Origin of the sequence: Paenibacillus apis, from assembly GCF_018333295.1 — a bacterium.
GTDB classification, from domain to species: domain Bacteria; phylum Bacillota; class Bacilli; order Paenibacillales; family Paenibacillaceae; genus Fontibacillus; species Fontibacillus antibioticophila.
In genome coordinates this window covers 250,579-268,007 of the sequence record NZ_BORS01000007.1, presented here as the reverse complement: position 1 = coordinate 268,007, position 17,429 = coordinate 250,579, and the positions used below count along the sequence as shown (strand labels likewise).

Here is a 17,429-nt window from a genome sequence, read left to right as displayed (position 1 = left end):
AGCACCATGTAAAGCGAATGACTGGGCAATTGCTCCCCAAAATCACCTTTGAAGTACCCGAATTGCGGTTTGTTTGCAGAACTAAAGGACAGGGTAGTACATTTTTACACAGAAAATAGACAGTCTCATTTTGAACTATTAGCCGACTTTTCCTCACATTTTTGAACGGTAACGGACATTTTCGGCATTTAGGGAGCTGAATCGGCTCTGATTCACGCGACTCACCTATCCTAGCAGTCAAAATGTCCGTTACATTTCTGGCCTCATCCATAGTGGCCTTTAAGGAGACGTGATGTCCATTAGACCAAGCATTTCCCCTTCTGAGCTTGAACAAATGTATTTGATTGCGCTGCTTGTATTTACTTTATGTTTATGCCTCCGCTGCTCGCTAACTTATACATATTGAAGGTGCTTGGGAAAGGAGGTAAGGACGTCCACTCCCGAGTCTGTCACTGTAACATCATCTTCGATTCGAACTCCGGCGACGCCCGGCACGTAGATTCCAGGCTCGACGGTGAATACATTGCCTTCCCGCAGGAAGAGCTCGTTCTGTCCGTGCACGGAAGGGAATTCATGGACATCAATCCCAAGCCCGTGCCCAAGCCGATGATTGAAATAGGGGCCATAGCCCGCAGCTTCAATTACATCTCTGGCTGCTTTGTCAATGGAGCCGAAGGTAACCCCCGGCTTGATCGCTGCAATGGCTGCTTCATTCGCGGCGAGTACGGTCTCATAAATTTTAATCTGCTCGGCAGCTAGCTCGCCAAAGCCGAAGGTTCTTGTAATATCAGAGGCATACCCATTAGCGTAAACCCCGATATCGAACATGATCATATCTCCGCTTTGAAGCTTGCGCTCACCCGGCACACCATGCGGGAGCGCTGTCTTTTCCCCGAACAACACCATGGAATCAAAGGAGGGGCCGTCAGCTCCGAGCTTGCGGATTTGATACTCGACCTCGGCAACAAGCTCGTTCTCGGTAACCCCTTCCTTAATCTGCTTCAGGCTAAGCTCGAGCACCTGCTCGATCAGCTTGACGGCATGCCGCATCCGCTTGATCTCCTCCGGACTCTTTCTGATCCGCATCTCACGGAGCGAAGGACCGATATCGGCGGATGCGGAGAATTGCAGCGCTTCTTGCAGGCGTTCATACCGGTCCAGGGTTACATATTCTTTTTCGAGTCCAAAGGTGCCTATAGGGCGGTCTGACTCCAGTCTTTGCCGGAGCAAGAGGTAAGGATCCTCGGTATCCTGATGGGTGATTAATTCCATCGAGCCGATAGCCGCCTTCGCCGCCTCCCCGTCCAGTGCAGGGGCAAACAGAACAGGCTCGCTTCCGGCTTTCAGCAGCAGTCCCAGAAAGCGTTCATGAGGATTGCTGAGAAATCCGGTTAAGTAATAGACATGCTTGGGATCGGTGATCAAGAGCGTATCCATGCCTTGCCGATGCATTTGCTGTTCAAGCTCGATCCAGCGTTGATCCATAATCAAAACTTCCTTTCATGCGAATTCTGTACTTATTATAGGACAAAATGAGGCTGACAAGGAAATGATTACTGAGTTGCAGTGTAAAGTGTAAAGGCATTTTGTCTGAAATTTTAAAAAAACGGAATTTACATTTTACATGTTTCAGCTACAATAAAGATTGTTATTCAAATTTGAATAGAGGGGGCTCGGCATGGCTGAAGCTAAAAAGGACCGTACAAAATGGATTCTGCTCGGTTTACTGCTCGGAATTCTGATGTCGGCGATGGACAATACGATTGTAACAACGGCTATGGGGACAATTGTCTCTGAACTCGGAGGAATGGAGCAATTCGTATGGGTCACCTCCGCATATATGGTAGCAGTCATGGCAGGAACACCGATTTTCGGGAAGCTGTCCGATATGTATGGGCGGAAAAGCTTTTTTATCTTCGGGATTATTACCTTCCTGCTTGGATCGGTGCTGTGCGGTATGGCGACAAGTATTGTGCAGCTCAGCATTTTCCGGGCTATTCAGGGGGTAGGCGGGGGCGCATTGATGCCGATCGCCTTTACGATTATTTATGATATCTTCCCCGTTGAAAAGCGGGGGAAAATGACCGGGCTGATGGGGGCTGTCTTCGGTACCTCAAGCATCTTCGGGCCATTGCTTGGAGCTTTCATCACGGATTCGCTCGGCTGGAACTGGGTGTTCTATATCAATGTGCCGATCGGCCTGGTCTCATTGCTTCTGATTGTATTGTGCTATAAAGAATCGATGATCCGTGCGAGTCAAAGGATCGATTGGGGCGGAGCCTTCACCCTGGTAGGGGCTGTTGTGTGCCTCATGTTTGCGCTGGAGCTGGGCGGTGAGAAGTTCGCCTGGAACTCCTCTTTAATTATCGGATTGTTCACGGGCTTTATAGTGCTGTTTGCTATTTTCCTGCTGGTTGAGCGGAAGGCGTCCGAGCCCATTATCTCCTTCGATATGTTCCACAACCGGCTATATGCGACGAGCAGCTTGCTGGCTTTACTGTACGGAAGTGTGTTTATCGTAGCTACCGTGTACATTCCGATTTATGTTCAAGGGGTATTTGGGGGAACGGCGACCAATTCGGGATTGATCCTGATGCCGATGATGATCGGCTCTGTCGTGGGCAGCATGCTGGGCGGAATGCTTACTTCCCGAATGTCTTATCGGTCCATCATGTCGATCTCGGTGGTATTTTTCATTGCCGGCATTTTTGCTTTGAGCACACTTCATGGAGATTCAGCGCGTTCCTTGCTGACGATGTATAGCATTGTGGCGGGATTTGGCGTCGGCTTCTCCTTCTCCGTGCTCGGTATGGCGGCGGTTCATCCGTTCGATATGCAGCGGCGCGGAGCGGCAACCTCTACGAACTCCTTCCTGCGTTCACTTGGAATGACACTTGGAATTACCATTTTCGGGATCGTACAGCGGAATCTGATGACCCGCGGAATGGAGGATGCTTTTCCGGGTATGGCCGGAGCCGCGGAGCAATTTGGCGATACCCGCGAAGCCCTGTCTCCCGAAAAGCGGGCATTGATCCCGCCGGAAATTTTGCAGGGGATTGTTGACGCCATGTCCTCCTCGATTGCGCATACGTTCATGTGGGCATTGCTGCCTGCCGCTCTGTCAATCTTGGTTGTGCTTGCCATGCCGGGGGACCGGTTAAGCTCGATCGTCTCGGATAAGACGAAACAAGGCGCATAAAGGGGAAGGAGAAGACTGATGCAGTCATTATCCATCCGTCTGAGCATTCTGGGGTTGTTAATGGAGCGGGACATGCATCCTTATGAAATACGTACACGAATGAAGGAACGGTTCCTGGATTTGCAGGGAAGGTTCAAAATCGGTTCGCTCTATTATGCGGTGGATCAGTTAAGAAAACAGAATTATATTGAAGCCGTAATGACGATTCAGGACGAATTGGGACCGGAAAAGACGGTATACCGAATTACTGACAGCGGCAAGGCTTATTTTCAGAATTTGCTGCTGGACCGTTTCCGGGAAGCGGCGCCTGACAATCATCCGCTTTATATTGCTCTTGTGTTCGCAGGTAAGGGGGATCAGGAGCAGATTGCCACGATCTTGCGGGAGCGGATCGGGGAAGCGGAGAAGCAGGTCGAGTTATGCCGCAGAACATATGCAGAACACGAGGGTATCGTGCCAAGAAGCGTACTGCATTTGATGGCGGGTTACTATGAGCATGCCCGGACAGAGCTTGCGTGGCTGCGCCGGCTGCTGATCGACGCTGAAGCGGGAAAGCTTCATGAGATCAGCCTTTTGCCGGGCTTTGAACATTGAACACGATGGATTCCTGTCCGGTTTGGCGGATTGAAGCAGGGACCTGGGGGCGATTAGCCCTCAGGTCCCTGTTGTCGTGGGTGACATTATTTAACGTAGCTCTTTAACTACAGAGGACGGCGCATGCCCTTGCAGGGCTGCAACCAGATTCTCGGCTGCAAGCATGGCCATATCGAGCCGGGTCTGCGCTGTGGCAGAACCGATATGCGGCAAGGTGACGACATTCGGCATATGCAGCAGCGGATGATCCGGAGAGACGGGCTCATGCTCGAATACATCCAGACCCGCGCCGAAGATCAAGCCTTCTTGCAAGGCTCGAACCAAGGCCTGTTCGTCTACGGTTGCTCCGCGGGAGGCATTCACGAAGATCGCAGTGCGTTTCATCAGCGCGAACTCGCCAAACCCAATCATGCCTTTCGTCTCAGGAGTCAAGGGAGTCATCAGCACGATGAAGTCGCTGGTTTGAAGCAATTCTTGAAGGGATAGGTACTCCGCTTCAAGCGCTGTCTCGACATCGGGCTTGCGGCTCCGGTTATGGTAGGCAATATTCATATTGAATCCGAATTTTGCTCTGCGAGCCACTGCCTCACCGATGCTGCCCATGCCGATGATGCCGAGCTTCTTGCGATGGACGTCCCGCCCAAAGAGCGTCTTATCGTCTCCGCGCTTCCAGGAGCCTTCCTTCACGTACCTGTCCATTTCCGGAATGCGGCGGGCTACAGCCAGCATGAGACCGAAGATCAGATCTGCTACGGTGTCATTCAATACGTCTGGAGTATTGGTGCCGATCACGCTTCTGGCCTTCATGGCCTCAATATCAAAATTGTTATAGCCTACACTGATTGTGCTGACTGCTCGCAGGCGGGGAGCATGCTCCAGCAGCTCGGCATCGATTTTGCCGCCGGAGATCAGGAGGCCTTCCGCCTCTCGAAGATTAGCCAGCAGCTTGTCCCGCGGAATGGGCTCTTCTTGCTCCCATTTAGTATAGGTGCAGTGCTCTCCCAGATAAGCTTCGACCTCAGGAGGGACTGAGCGGGCAATAAAAATGTTCGGTTTCAATGTTCCTCGCTCCTCTCTTTTCGGCATAATCAGGCTGTCAGGAGAAATACATGGAGGGACTAGCGGTTATCCACCTTCTCGGGATAGAGATCGTGATTCAACAAGCGATGTTCGGCCATCGTCTCATACTTGGTGCCGGGCTTTCCGTAATTGCAATAAGGATCAATGGAGATGCCGCCTCGCGGTGTGAATTTGCCCCACACTTCAATATATTTCGGATCCATCAGCTTGATCAGGTCGTTCATAATTATATTAACGCAATCTTCATGGAAATCGCCATGATTGCGGAAACTGAACAGATATAATTTAAGCGACTTGCTCTCAACCATTTTGATGTCGGGAATATAGCTGATGTAGATGGTAGCAAAATCAGGCTGTCCGGTAATCGGACACAGGCTCGTAAATTCCGGGCAGTTGAACTTTACGAAATAATCCCGGTAAGGGTGCTTATTATCGAAGCTTTCCAGCATCTCCGGGGTATAGGTCATCGGGTACTTCACGCCCTGATCCCCCAGGAGGGTTACTTCCTGCATTTCTTCTTTTTGTCTTCCAGCCATAGGTAGGCCTCCTTTTCCTGTATACTGATGATTACTCTATACGCCTCGTTTATTCCCCCATACAAGCGCATGAAGCTGGGGCAGAATTCGGACGTTATTCATTGAACTCATCATCATGACGCGATCGATCAGCCATTGATATCGCTGAAGCAAGTCGGCGGCATGATGGGAAATGTCCATTCGGCGGACATCCGGATTTCCTACCTGAAGATACAGGTCGATCTGCGGATATCTCTGATGAACGGATTCAGCATAGATGAGGTCGGCCTCATCGAACACGACAACCTTGAGACTTAACGATAGAGGGGCGGGTCTTCCGGATAGTCTGCGCGCAATCTCATCCAGCACATGCCAGTCCGTCTCCATTCCGGAGCTTGGCGGTTTGGGGGAAAGGGTGACCTGGTCGATCTCTTCCAGCCAATCCTGCCATCTCGAGCCCTGAGTCTCCACAGCAACCTCCATGCCCTGTTGATGGAGAAGTCTGACCAGCTCGGCAAGCTGCGGGAGCAGGGCAGGGTTGCCCCCGGATAAGGTGACATGGCTGAACCGGTTCCCGCCAAGCGAGATCAGCTCCTCCCAAATATCCTGGGCTGACAGAAGGCGAATTTGCTCCTTGGAGCTGCCGTCCCAGGTGAAGGCGGAATCGCACCAACTGCAATGATAATCACAGCCCGCCGTACGAACGAACATTGTCTTCTGACCAATGACCATGCCTTCTCCCTGGACCGTGGGACCGAATATTTCCAGTACCGGAACAGGGCGCGCCACGTTATTCATCCTGCATCCACTCCCGTCTGACTTCCGCATAGCTGGTAGGCGTCTCATAGAGGCGAACGAATTCGGTTTGTCCCTCCGTTAATGAAGAGCAGTAAGGCTGAGCTTGTAATGCGGATTCCATTTGCTCAAATAGCCACACAACCATATTCTCCGCTGTGGTATTCATAGGAGGCAGGGTTTCGTTCAAATAACGGTGATCCAGGTAGCCTTCTATTTCGTTCTTCCAAATATCCTTGATCGTTCCGAAATCAACGGTTAAGCCCCGCTCGTCAGGCTTGCCGCTGATGCCAAAGACAACCTTATACGTATGTCCGTGCAGGTTTTTGCATTTGCCTTCATAGGCATGAAGATGATGCGCTGCGTCAAAGGTAAACTCCTTGCTGACGAGTACCCGGCGCTGATGATAGCGCAGCTGGGCAGGGGCTATATCTTCTTCATAACGCTGGAGCCGTTCCACAATAACAAATTCACCGGGTTGTCTGCTCATTGCTGACCACCCTTCCCGCGCACGGCGAGGTATTTATCCAGCCCGGCTTGTCTTAGCTTGCAGGCAGGGCATTCTCCGCAGCCGATTCCGATAACGCCGTTATAACAAGTCAGAGTCCGTTCACGCACATAGTCAAAGGCGCCCAGTTCATCAGCCAGCTTCCAGGTATCGGCTTTATCGATCCACATTAGCGGCGTGTGAATGACGAACTGATAGTCCATCGCCAGGTTTAACGTGACATTCAAAGATTTCACGAAGGAGTCGCGGCAATCGGGATATCCGCTGAAATCTGTCTCGCAGACACCGGTAACGAGATGTCTTGCGCCTACCCCCTTTGCCAGAACAGCAGCAAAGCTGAGAAATAGATGGTTGCGGCCTTCCACAAATGTAGTTGGCAGCTCCCCTTCATGATGTTCAATGGCCATATCGCTGCGAGTCAACGCATTCTGCGTTAGTTGACCGAGCAGGCTCATGTCGAGCAAATGCCATTTTACTCCAAGCTCTTCAGCGATACTGCGGGCGCATTCAATCTCCAGACTGTGGCGTTGGCCGTAGTTGAAGGTAACCGTCTCAACCTCGCGGAAATGTTTAAGTGCCCAGAAGAGACAGGTCGTACTGTCCTGGCCGCCGCTGAAAACGACAACCGCTTTTTCATTATTAAGCATAAAAAAACCTCTCATTCCTCTATTATTGTGAAATAGAAAAGAAGGAGAGTTCTTGAACTGTGCCAGCAAAAAACAGACCGCTGCAACTAAATTGCAGGGTATTCTTAGTTTTTTATAGAGGGAGTTCGCGAACCTCTCCCATGGTGTGCGCCATGGATCTTCTTATTCAGTTCAGAGTTACATATGCAAGTATACCACAATCAACGGGGAATAGCGCATGGAATAGAATGACTATAAACCTATTTACTTTATCAAAATTGTAAATAATAATGGGAGATATTAACTAGCTTAGGAGGAGAGAAATGAAAAGGATCCTACTGAAAAAATGGGGCTTGCCATTAGCGCTTCTTGCAATGACCATGCTTCTCCTGTCCGGGTGTCAAAGTGTCGCCGGTCTGGACATAAACAAGGCACTTGTGCAGAGCATGACTCAAGTCTCCGGAGAGTCGAAGCAGACACTGTCGATAGAACTGGTGCCTGCGGAGGGAGTGGTTCATCCCGAAGCACAACGATTAATCGAACAGCTCAATTCCCTGTCGCTGACGATCGATAGTGCGAAGGTTCAAGACCAGGGCAATATGTCGGTCAAGGGAGCAGTGCAGTATAAAGAAGAACAATATCCGTTCCATTTGTCGCTGGACGAACAAGGAATGGCTATTCAATTAGAGGGCGCCAAGCAGCCGATATACATAAGCACCGAGAGCGGGGCCTTGAGCGGGATGTACGCGGGGGAAGCGGCAAAGTATGAAGATCAGATTCTGGGCTTCACCAAGCAGGCCGGAGAATTTTTCTTCAAGCATCTATCGAATCCCAAGACTCTTTCCGTGAAGCAGACGCAAAGTGAAGTGTTCGGAGAATCCCTGAGCCTGACCCAGCTGCATACCGAAATTCGCGGTGACGAGCTGCTGGCGATGGTGAAGCCATTTTTGACTAGCGTGGCAAAGGATGAACAAGGGATCAAGGATTTGATCGGGGCATTTTACGATGTGTATTACCCGATTATGCAAGAGGCTTACAGCTATTATGACGATTATTATTACGAAGAATACTATGAAGATGAATATTACGATGATTACTATTATGAAGACTATGATTATGAAGACTATTACTACGAATACGATGATTCTGATTATTCCGATGTTACGGCAGATCGTGGATTCGGATTGGACCTGTTCTCGATTTCGCAATCCAAGCCTGTAGTAGTTGCTACCATGACGGCGACCATTCAAGAGGTGATCAATACGCTGCTGACCGACTACGACGCGAATATGAAGAGCCTGCTTGAGGAGACCCCGGAGCTGAACGTGGTTCTCGGAAAGGATACCGTACTGGATCTGGACTTGTATTTTGACAGCAAGCTGCAGATTCGCAAACAGGCCATGGAATTGACGATTGCACTCCCGGCCTCGGAGGATTTTCCGCTTCAGTCTGTGAAGCTCAAGGCTGATACCGAACAGCGTAATTTGGGCGGAACTGTAGAAATCGATGCCGTTGACGTCACTTCAGGCGTCATTGATTACTTCGGGAAGCCCATGACTCCCGGTGAGATGCTTCGTAACTTTGAGTCCGATTCTGCTATTTACAAGCTGCTAAAGGATGACTTCCAGTTTACGTACAAGAGCGTCTATCTCGATCCTCATAACAGTTATTATGGAACGGTTGTAAACAATAACACTACCTTTGTACCGCTTCGTTATTTGTCCGAAGAATTGGATGCTGGGGTTAAATGGGACGCTTATTCAAAGAATATCGTCATTACTAACGATATCACGGGTCAGGAGATCAGAGTGACTCCGGATTCAAAGCATGCTTCCATCGGCGGAAAGGCGGTAGTTCTGGAGCAGCCGGTCTTTGTCAATGAAGATGGCGTGACTTACGTGCCGCTTCGGTTCATGTCAGAGGCATTGGGAGCAAAGGTCACGGTTGAAGAGGACGGATGGATTTTTATTGAACGTCCATAAGCGTTTGTAAGCGCAGGACAACTTATGTTTATTTATGAATCACATGCGGAGGGACCGGACGAACAATCCGTGTTCCTTCGTTTTTTATACTTATTCTGGTTTTTGGTTGAAAGGGATGACTTGTTTTGTTAAAGCTAAAGCGTGGAGATATTCTGCTGATTGTTCTGCTGCTGACTGCAGGGGTCGGTTGGCTTGGGGTGCAGTATTGGGACGGAATGCGTGAAGTAGAGGCGGGGCAACTTAGCGCTTCGATTTCAGTAGATGGTGAATTTTATCGCTCTGTGTCGCTTGATGGTGAGGATGAGGAAATTGATATTCAGACCGAGTATGGTCACAACATACTGAAGAAATATGACGGGGGCATCCAGATGATTTATGCGGATTGTCCGAAAAAAATTTCCATGGCCATGGGTTTCATTTCCCGCCCAAATCAAACGATTATTTGTGTGCCGAACCGGGTCTTTGTGGAGATCGTCGGCTCCCCTTCGCCGGATATCGATCCGGCAGAAGAAATTGATGCTTATGTACGTTAAAAATCTGACCTGCCCGAAAGGCAAGTCAGATAATATTTTTTCCATAGAAGATTTCATCCATCTCAACCGTGAGGCGCTCGGTAATTTCTTCCTGCTCCTCCTTGCTTAACGAATCCTTCGTATAGCCGAATAAGTAATTATTCAGGTCGAATGCCTTGAGCTTGCACTTGGTATGGAAGATATGCTCCTGGTAGACGTTGACGTCAATCATCTGATACTGCTCCAGTACTTCGTCAGGAATATAGTTCTGAATGGAGCTGATGTCATGGTCGATGAACAGCTTGTGTCCGTTAATATCCCGGGTGAAGCCCCGAACGCGATAATCAATGGTCATAATATCGGTATCAAAGGAATGGATGAGGTAGTTCAATGCCTTCAGCGGCGATATCTCACCGCAGGTGGACACGTCGATATCGGCCCGAAAGGTGCTGATGCCTTCATTCGGATGATACTCGGGATACGTATGCACGGTAATATGGCTTTTATCAAGCTGGAGAACAACGTTGTCCGGCAGCGGACCGGGAGACTCCTCAAATGATTCGGTAGGAACTTCAACGACAGGCCCTTCTGATACCAGTACAGTGACGCTGGCTCCCTGGGGGACGTAATCCTGCTTCGCTACATTCAATACATGCGCCCCAATGATGTCGGCGACCGTCGTCAGAATGCTGGTAAGACGCTCTGAATTGTATTGCTCATCAATATAGGCGATGTATGCCTCACGCTCTTCTCTGGTGCGGGTATAGCAGATATCGTACATATTGAAGCTCAGCGATTTGGTCAGATTATTGAATTCATGCAGTTGGATTCGCTGCTCCTGAGTCAGTTTCACGGAAGAGGCCCCCCTTGGTTATAGTACCTCTTCTTTTTTATACCCACTCTTGAAAGGAACAAACGTCAACCTAAAAAAACCGCTCCCTTAAGGGAGCGGCAGGTGCCAGAAAACTACGCAGAAACCGGAAGAGGTCCAGTCTTCGGGTTCGGGCCGTATTGGTTTGCTGCAGGCTCGCTATCCAGGCAAGCAAAGACGAGCAATACAATTGCTCCTACAGCCGGGATTAAGGCTATCAAAAGCCACAGGCCGCTTTTTCCGGTGTCATGGAGGCGGCGAACCCACAAGGCTATTGTCGGCAGAAGAACCGCTAAAGCGTACAGCCCGCCCAGGAATCCGCCAAGCCCCAGAATTCTATCCAGGATTCCGAGAACGAACGCGGCCAGAAAGTTGAACAAGATGAACATCCAAAACTCTGTCCGTCGAGCCCTCCCGCTAAATCCCACATAGTTTTGTAATACCTTAAGATACCATTGCATTGTGTTTCCTCCCTCAAAATTGAGCTACATTCTCATATGTATGCTTGAATGCTCTATTTATTTATAAATGATTTTCCAAAATGCGACAATGTTTCTTTTGTACTATTTTATCCGTCCTTTTTCCTATCTCTGATTTATACATGAAATAATTCAAAATTAATATGGTATTGGCCACCGGAAAATTGTGGTAACCTTAAAAAAAGAAAACGCTTACAAAAAATGCCGCGAAAGGGAGGAACATGAATCGATGAGTAGAAGAACGAAATTCCGCTCGATCACCGCATTCGCCATGGCGGCCATGATGGCGGTATCCTTGCTGTCCTCAGCAGTATCCGCTGCTGCGGAGGAACTGAAAGCACCGGATGCGAAAACAAGTATCAGCGCTTATGTCGAGGCCATGCAGCCGGGCTGGAACCTGGGCAACACCCTTGACGCTACAGGGGACGATGAGACATCCTGGGGGAATCCGCGTGTCACGAAGGAGTTCATTCAGCAAATTGCCGCTGAAGGCTACAGGAGCATTCGCATACCTGTAACCTGGGGCCAGCACATGGGTGAAGCTCCGAACTACACCATTGACCTGGCGTATATGGACCGTGTTCAAGAGGTGGTAGGCTGGGCACTGGATGCCGATCTCTATGTCATGATTAATATGCATCATGATTCCTGGCAATGGATCAGCTATATGGAGAGCAACCATGATGAAGTGCTGGCCAAATTTAGCGCGGCATGGACACAAATTGCAGACCGCTTCAAGAATCATTCAGAGAAGCTGATGTTTGAAGCGATTAATGAGCCAAGATTTACAGATGGGGGTACCACGGACAAAGAGAAGCAATATGAGATGCTGAAGGAGCTGCTTGTCTCGTTCCATGAGATTGTGAGAGCTTCAGGCGGGGAGAATGGAGTACGCCCTCTGGTTATCCCTACACGCGAAACCTCACCGGCCCAGGAAGACCTGGATGTGCTGTATGAGACGATTCAGGAATTCAACGATCCGAATCTGATCGCCACGGTTCACTTCTATGGCTTCTGGCCGTTCAGTGTTAACATTGCCGGCTACTATAAGCTGGAGCAAGATACGATGAATGATATGATTACCACGTTTGACAATGTCCGTAATACGCTGGTCTCCAAAGGGATTCCAGTCATTCTCGGCGAGTACGGATTGTTGGGATTCGATAAGAATACAAGTGTTATTGAGCAAGGCGAAAAGCTGAAGTTTTTTGAAAATTTGATGCATGTGCTTAACGAACGGCAAATTACGCATATGCTCTGGGATAATGGGCAGCACTTAAACCGGACAGAGCTCGTCTGGTCTGATCCGGAGCTCATCCATATCATGAAGGCAGGCTGGGAGCGGCGTGCTTCTACGGCCGAAACAGATCTTGTCTACTTGAAATACGGGGAAGAAGTCAAGGATGTGAAGGTTCAATTAAATCTGAACGGCAATAGGCTATCTGGACTATATAACGGATCCGAGAAGCTGGAGCAAGGAAAAGACTATGAACTGGCTGGTTCGGAGCTGATCCTGAAGGCTAGCCTGCTTACCCGGTTAACGAAGGCAGGGCATCTTGGGCAGAATGCCATTTTATCCGCCAAGTTTAGCTACGGGCCTGACTGGAGATTAAAGGTAGTCGTCTATGATTTGCCTCAATTGGGTGATACGGCTGGAACTGTAGATAACTTTGCTATTCCGACGCTCTTCAACGGTAACCGCCTGGCGACCATGGAAGCAATCTATAAGGATGGCAGCTTCGCAGGTCCTCAGAACTGGACATCTTATAAGGAATATGCCTACACCTTCACGCCTGACTTTATGAAGGACCGGATTGTCATTACCGAAAATTTCTTTAATGAAACGAAAGACGGGGAAGTAACCCTGAAATTCCACTTCTGGGGCGGAGATATTGTGAACTACAAAATATCGAAATCAGGCGCACAGGTTACAGGCAAAGCCGTTACAGAGTAAAAGGCCTGCGCTTAGCCTAGGTTCAGCTAGAGGGCGTCCCGAGAGGGGCGCTTCTTATCTTTTTAAAAAGACTTGCCCATTGGAGAATTCTGGGTTATGATATGAGTCCTTCTTACAAAATCGCCTTGTCTGAAGCGAACGGAGAAGCCGTTCGAGAAGCTTATCGGAGGTGTTCTATGCTTTATTTCACGCTGGCCTCGAAGGCCTATGCCCGAAATTTGCAATATCGCGGAGCTCATTTGATTCATAATCTCGCGAGTGCCATGTTCGGGTTCATCTACGCCAGTATCTGGATTGGAGTGGGTGATCATGCTTCACTGGGTACCTATGGAATTCAGGGAATGGTCAGCTATATCTCTTTTACCCAGGCTGCGCTTTGGGTGACCAGCTTCATCACAAATGGTCTTGGCATTCCGCAGAGTGTCAGAACCGGTCACATCTCGTTAGATCTGATGCGTCCCGTTCACTTGTTCAGCCATCTGATGGCCCGGGAGTGGGGACAAATCGCCTACCAGTTTATCTACAAATCCATCCCGATTTACCTCATCTATGTCTTGGTATTCTCGCTGCAGCTTCCCATGCAATGGACAACCTATTGCCTAACAGCGCTTAGTCTTGTGGGCGCGTCCTATCTGGCGATTTGCATGAATTACCTGATCGGCATTAGTGCGCTATGGACAACAGAGTCCTCCTGGCTCTATTGGGGCAATCATGCCCTGATCAACCTGCTCTCAGGGTTCTTCATTCCCTTGGAGTGGCTGCCGAATGGGCTGGAGAAGCTCGCGTGGATCTCGCCTTACCCTTATTTGCTCTATGTGCCGACATCCCTGTATCTGGAACGGGGCGACATATCCTGGCTCGGAGGCACTTTGATCTGGTGTGTGCTTATGACCGGTGTTTGCCTGTTGGCTACACGGGTTGTTAGACGCAAGGTGGAGGTGCAGGGAGGGTGAATTCGTTTCAAACCTGGATACACATGTATTTGTTGCTCATTCGTACAACTATAAGAAGTCGAATGCAGTACAAATTCAACTTTGTTATTGGCTCCTTTTTAGCAGCATTCATTCAGATTTCGGAATTTCTCATGGTCGCCATCGTACTGGCTCGGTTTGGCGGCATCCGTGGCTGGTCTATTCATGAGGTCGGTTATCTGGTTGCGGTTATGACCTTGTCGAAGACCTTGTATCGAACGATAGCGGATGAAGTGCATCATCTGGAAAAATATTTAGTCAGCGGCGACTTCGACCAATTGCTGACTCGTCCGTTGCCCGTGCTTCTCGCGCTGATGCCCCAGAGCTTCCGGATTATGATCGGCGAGGTGATGCAGGGCGGCTTCATTCTGTGCTGGTCGCTTGCAGGGATGCTGCAGGCAGGATCGATTGGCTGGCCGACCGTATGGTGGACACCGTTCATCATTCTAACGGGAGCGATTATTCTGTTCTCCATCGGTCTCGCTACCGCGACGATCGGCTTCTGGACGACAAGAATCAGTGAGCTGCAGACCTTCACAGAGGATGCGGCCCGTTCGGCGGCTCAATATCCGTTAGCCATTTACCCGAAGTGGCTGGCTTCTTTCCTGCTGTATGCCATCCCGGTCGGATTTGTTAACTATTTGCCCTCACTCTACTTGGTGAAAGGTGAGCTGGGTGCTTGGGTGCTTGCGGTTACGACTGCCATGGCTCTGGTCTGTCTGGCGGCGGCACTGCGGTTCTGGCAATTTGGGATTACCAAATATCAAAGTACGGGAAGCTGAGGAGGAGAGAAGACATGATTGAAGCAAGACATCTCTATAAAGAATTCAAGACACCTGCGGTAAAAGGAGGACGGTTCTCGGGCGTCAGAACCTTGTTCTCACGGGAATACCGGGTGAAGGAAGCCGTGCGGGACATCTCCTTTCAGGTGCTTCCCGGCGAATTTGTCGGTTATATCGGGCCGAATGGGGCAGGCAAGTCGACGACGATCAAAATGCTGACCGGGATTCTTCATCCAAGCTCTGGGGAGGTTCGGATAAGGGGACTGAATCCGCACCGCGAGCGCAGAAAGGCTGTCCAGCAGCTGGGCGTTGTGTTCGGACAGCGCAGCCAGCTGTGGTGGGATCTGCCGGTCAAAGATTCGTATGATATTCTTGCCCATATGTACCGGGTCCCGGCGGAGTTGAAAAAGCAGCGCTTGGAGCGGTTTGCCGAGCTGTTGAATTTACCCGAGTTCTGGGATACCCCAGTTCGCAAGCTTTCGCTTGGACAGCGGATGAGGGCCGATCTTGCCGCCGCGATGCTGCATGATCCGGATCTGCTCTTTCTGGATGAGCCAACGATTGGATTAGATGTGCATGCCAAGCAAGGAATTCGCGAGTTCCTTCGTCAGTTGAACAAGGAATACGGAAAGACCATCCTGCTGACGACCCATGATATGGATGATATCGAGCAGTTATGCAGCAGAGTAATGGTCATCAACCATGGGGCGTTGAGCTATGATGGAACGGTTGCGGAACTGCGCGAGAGGATTGGCCTGCCTGCGGTGATTACGGTAACTTACCGGGGAGGCTGTCAAATACCGGTCCTGGAGCAGCCGGGGCCAGTCTATCGCATCGTATCGGCGGAAGGAGAGACCCTTAGAATTGAAGCCGATCTTCGGGCTATGGGTGTAATGGAATTGATCAAGGAGCTTGGGACATGGGGGGAGATCGCCGATCTGTCGATTGAAGGCCCAGATTTTGAAGAGGTCGTACGCCGCTTTTCCGAGTGAGGAATCAAGATCATGTCCAGTCGCAGTTCCTGCGAGAGTGCAGCAACAGCTAATATAAAATCAACCAATGATTTTGCCGCGTGCCGGAGGGCAACGTGTGAAGGTTGCTTACGATCGCTGTTGTTCGCGGATTCCTTGGATTGAGTAAAATCCGAAATGGTAGGAATCCACTCGCAAAGGCGACCGCTCCGCTTCTGCAGCAACCTTCACACTTATACCCTTTTACGCAGTCTCCTGAGTTCGGCTTTATAGATGCTGGATGCACTATACCCCTCTATACGCGCGATAGGCAGTAAGATTAAGATATGCAGTGCCGTACCTTCGCTGGGAAGAAGCCTTAATTAACCCTGCTGTACTTGCCAAAACTCGAAGTTACAGATAGAGCAAACCGATGTCGGGATCGTCGGATAATAGCTGTGAGCTTGAAAAAATCCGAACGACTACAGCCCAATAACTGCTTCTTCTACACCTATCTCACCAGTAAAGTCTCTCGAATCGCAGATTAATTGTGTTTCCTACAACTAAAGCTCCTGATTAAGACTCAAACAGGAGCTTTCCGCCGATTTAGGTGTACATTTTGCACTAAAAACTTACTGTTCGGCAAGTCTATGCAGGAATAGTTGCAGGCAGTGCAACTATTCCTGCAATCAGCCCATATAGTATGTAATCGGCGCTGTACGTAAAGCTAATTGGGTATGCTGCATTCGAACGCTTAGCCCAAGGCCATGCACACAGCAGTATCCGGCTTGTATGCCCTAGCACAAAAGCTTATTGCAGTGCAGTTTATGGAGCAGCATGTGCAAACTGCATTGCAGTTGAACTGCAAAGGCAAAATAATCAGGGCATTAGTGTGAAGTGTACTGTAGTGAAAGCTTTCTGTAAGAAAGCTACTGCGGGAGCATATGCTCGTAAGCACACTTCACACGTTGCCCCTTAACTCGCCCTTAAGACAGCTTCTTCGGGTACGTTTTACTAAATCTGCTGCTTGTGGGTGATAAAGGTTTTCACGGCTGGCGGAACATAGTGCTGGAACTGGTTCAAAAGCTCCTTGGGGTGTTCTTGAATCAATAGAGCGGAGACAAACTTTTCCTGCAGGAATTGTTCTTGCGACATATGCCGGAACAGGGCGATCAACGGATCATAGTAATGTTGAATATTCAGCAAGCCGCAAGGCTTCTGGTGAAGTCCTAACTGAGCCCAGGTGAAGATCTCGAAAAATTCATCCATGGTGCCTGCGCCGCCCGGAAGAACCACGAAGCCGTCGGCCAACTCTGTCATCTTTGCTTTTCGCTCGTGCATGGAGCTTACAGTAATCAGCTCGGTCAACCCGGGATGGGCCAGCTCCTTGCTCTTCAGGAAATCAGGCAGCACGCCGATAGCCTTACCCCCTTGCTCAAGCACCGTATCGGCAATGGTCCCCATCAGCCCATTAACAGAACCTCCGTAGACTAGCGTGATACCGCGTTGTACAAGTTCATTGCCAAGTGCGATCGCTCCCTGGATATACACCGGGGAAGCACCGATTCCGGATCCGCAAAATACAGCCAGCCGCTTCATATAGATCGCCTC

Annotated in this window: 17 protein-coding genes and 1 riboswitch; of the genes, 8 read left to right on the top strand and 9 right to left on the bottom strand. The window is 49.8% G+C overall.

Translation table 11 applies throughout. The features are described 5' to 3' along the window. Positions 1 to 393 precede the first annotated feature (393 nt). Positions 394 to 1,485, bottom strand: coding sequence for a M24 family metallopeptidase (locus tag KI362_RS12470; protein ID WP_301627475.1), 1,092 nt, complete (start codon positions 1,483 to 1,485; stop codon positions 394 to 396). A 193-nt stretch (positions 1,486 to 1,678) separates the two neighbouring features. On the opposite strand from KI362_RS12470, the gene KI362_RS12465 reads away from it, so the two are divergent. Together KI362_RS12465 and KI362_RS12460 are read left to right on the top strand one after the other, a co-directional pair. Further along, positions 1,679 to 3,199, top strand: coding sequence for an MDR family MFS transporter (locus tag KI362_RS12465; RefSeq protein WP_301627474.1), 1,521 nt, complete (start codon positions 1,679 to 1,681; stop codon positions 3,197 to 3,199). Between the two features lie 18 nt (positions 3,200 to 3,217). Further along, positions 3,218 to 3,793: a PadR family transcriptional regulator gene (locus KI362_RS12460; protein WP_301627473.1), complete on the top strand. Its 576-nt coding sequence runs from the start codon at positions 3,218 to 3,220 to the stop codon at positions 3,791 to 3,793. A 90-nt stretch (positions 3,794 to 3,883) separates the two neighbouring features. Here the strand turns inward: KI362_RS12460 and KI362_RS12455 are convergent, their stop codons facing one another. Genes KI362_RS12455 through queC form a run of 5 tightly spaced genes read right to left on the bottom strand, consistent with a single transcriptional unit; the run spans position 3,884 to position 7,338 of the window. Further along, the gene (locus tag KI362_RS12455; RefSeq protein ID WP_301627472.1) at positions 3,884 to 4,879 is read right to left on the bottom strand and encodes a 2-hydroxyacid dehydrogenase; all 996 of its coding nucleotides are present in this window, start codon (positions 4,877 to 4,879) and stop codon (positions 3,884 to 3,886) included. 32 nt (positions 4,880 to 4,911) lie between these two features. After that, the gene (gene queF, locus KI362_RS12450; protein WP_301627471.1) at positions 4,912 to 5,409 is read right to left on the bottom strand and encodes a preQ(1) synthase; all 498 of its coding nucleotides are present in this window, start codon (positions 5,407 to 5,409) and stop codon (positions 4,912 to 4,914) included. Positions 5,410 to 5,445: 36 nt separating this feature from the next. Beyond that, positions 5,446 to 6,186, bottom strand: a complete 741-nt coding sequence (gene queE, locus KI362_RS12445; protein ID WP_301627470.1) for a 7-carboxy-7-deazaguanine synthase QueE — start codon at positions 6,184 to 6,186, stop codon at positions 5,446 to 5,448. Then, positions 6,179 to 6,673 carry a 6-carboxytetrahydropterin synthase QueD gene (gene queD, locus KI362_RS12440; RefSeq protein ID WP_044477544.1) on the bottom strand — a complete coding sequence of 165 codons (495 nt, stop codon included), beginning with the start codon at positions 6,671 to 6,673 and terminating at the stop codon, positions 6,179 to 6,181. The genes queE and queD overlap by 8 nt, the downstream gene beginning before the upstream one ends. After that, positions 6,670 to 7,338: a 7-cyano-7-deazaguanine synthase QueC gene (queC, locus tag KI362_RS12435; RefSeq protein ID WP_301627469.1), complete on the bottom strand. Its 669-nt coding sequence runs from the start codon at positions 7,336 to 7,338 to the stop codon at positions 6,670 to 6,672. Before queC ends, queD begins: the two co-directional genes overlap by 4 nt. A gap of 98 nt (positions 7,339 to 7,436) precedes the next feature. Then, positions 7,437 to 7,480: riboswitch (PreQ1 riboswitch) on the bottom strand. Positions 7,481 to 7,640: 160 nt separating this feature from the next. Between queC and KI362_RS12430 the strand changes: the two genes are divergently transcribed. Further along, positions 7,641 to 9,299 carry a copper amine oxidase N-terminal domain-containing protein gene (locus tag KI362_RS12430; protein WP_301627468.1) on the top strand — a complete coding sequence of 553 codons (1,659 nt, stop codon included), beginning with the start codon at positions 7,641 to 7,643 and terminating at the stop codon, positions 9,297 to 9,299. Positions 9,300 to 9,424: 125 nt separating this feature from the next. Next, complete coding sequence (locus tag KI362_RS12425) at positions 9,425 to 9,832, top strand: NusG domain II-containing protein (protein WP_044477547.1); 408 nt, start codon at positions 9,425 to 9,427, stop codon at positions 9,830 to 9,832. A gap of 25 nt (positions 9,833 to 9,857) precedes the next feature. Here KI362_RS12425 and speD read toward each other — a convergent pair whose 3' ends face one another. Next, entirely contained in the window at positions 9,858 to 10,664 is an 807-nt protein-coding gene (speD, locus tag KI362_RS12420; protein ID WP_044477548.1) for an adenosylmethionine decarboxylase, read from the bottom strand. 113 nt (positions 10,665 to 10,777) lie between these two features. Next, positions 10,778 to 11,143 carry a DUF805 domain-containing protein gene (locus tag KI362_RS12415; RefSeq protein ID WP_301627467.1) on the bottom strand — a complete coding sequence of 122 codons (366 nt, stop codon included), beginning with the start codon at positions 11,141 to 11,143 and terminating at the stop codon, positions 10,778 to 10,780. 247 nt (positions 11,144 to 11,390) lie between these two features. Between KI362_RS12415 and KI362_RS12410 the strand changes: the two genes are divergently transcribed. From KI362_RS12410 to KI362_RS12395, 4 genes are all read left to right on the top strand, one after another. Beyond that, positions 11,391 to 13,115 (top strand): cellulase family glycosylhydrolase, encoded by a 1,725-nt coding sequence (locus KI362_RS12410; protein ID WP_301627466.1) that lies wholly within the window; start codon positions 11,391 to 11,393, stop codon positions 13,113 to 13,115. A gap of 176 nt (positions 13,116 to 13,291) precedes the next feature. Beyond that, entirely contained in the window at positions 13,292 to 14,068 is a 777-nt protein-coding gene (locus tag KI362_RS12405) for an ABC transporter permease (protein ID WP_044477551.1), read from the top strand. A 23-nt stretch (positions 14,069 to 14,091) separates the two neighbouring features. Beyond that, positions 14,092 to 14,868, top strand: a complete 777-nt coding sequence (locus KI362_RS12400; protein WP_301627482.1) for an ABC transporter permease — start codon at positions 14,092 to 14,094, stop codon at positions 14,866 to 14,868. Between the two features lie 14 nt (positions 14,869 to 14,882). Next, positions 14,883 to 15,860 carry an ABC transporter ATP-binding protein gene (locus tag KI362_RS12395; protein ID WP_301627465.1) on the top strand — a complete coding sequence of 326 codons (978 nt, stop codon included), beginning with the start codon at positions 14,883 to 14,885 and terminating at the stop codon, positions 15,858 to 15,860. A gap of 972 nt (positions 15,861 to 16,832) precedes the next feature. On the opposite strand, the gene KI362_RS12390 is transcribed toward KI362_RS12395, so the two are convergent. Next, positions 16,833 to 17,417, bottom strand: coding sequence for an LOG family protein (locus tag KI362_RS12390; RefSeq protein WP_301627464.1), 585 nt, complete (start codon positions 17,415 to 17,417; stop codon positions 16,833 to 16,835). Positions 17,418 to 17,429 lie beyond the last annotated feature (12 nt).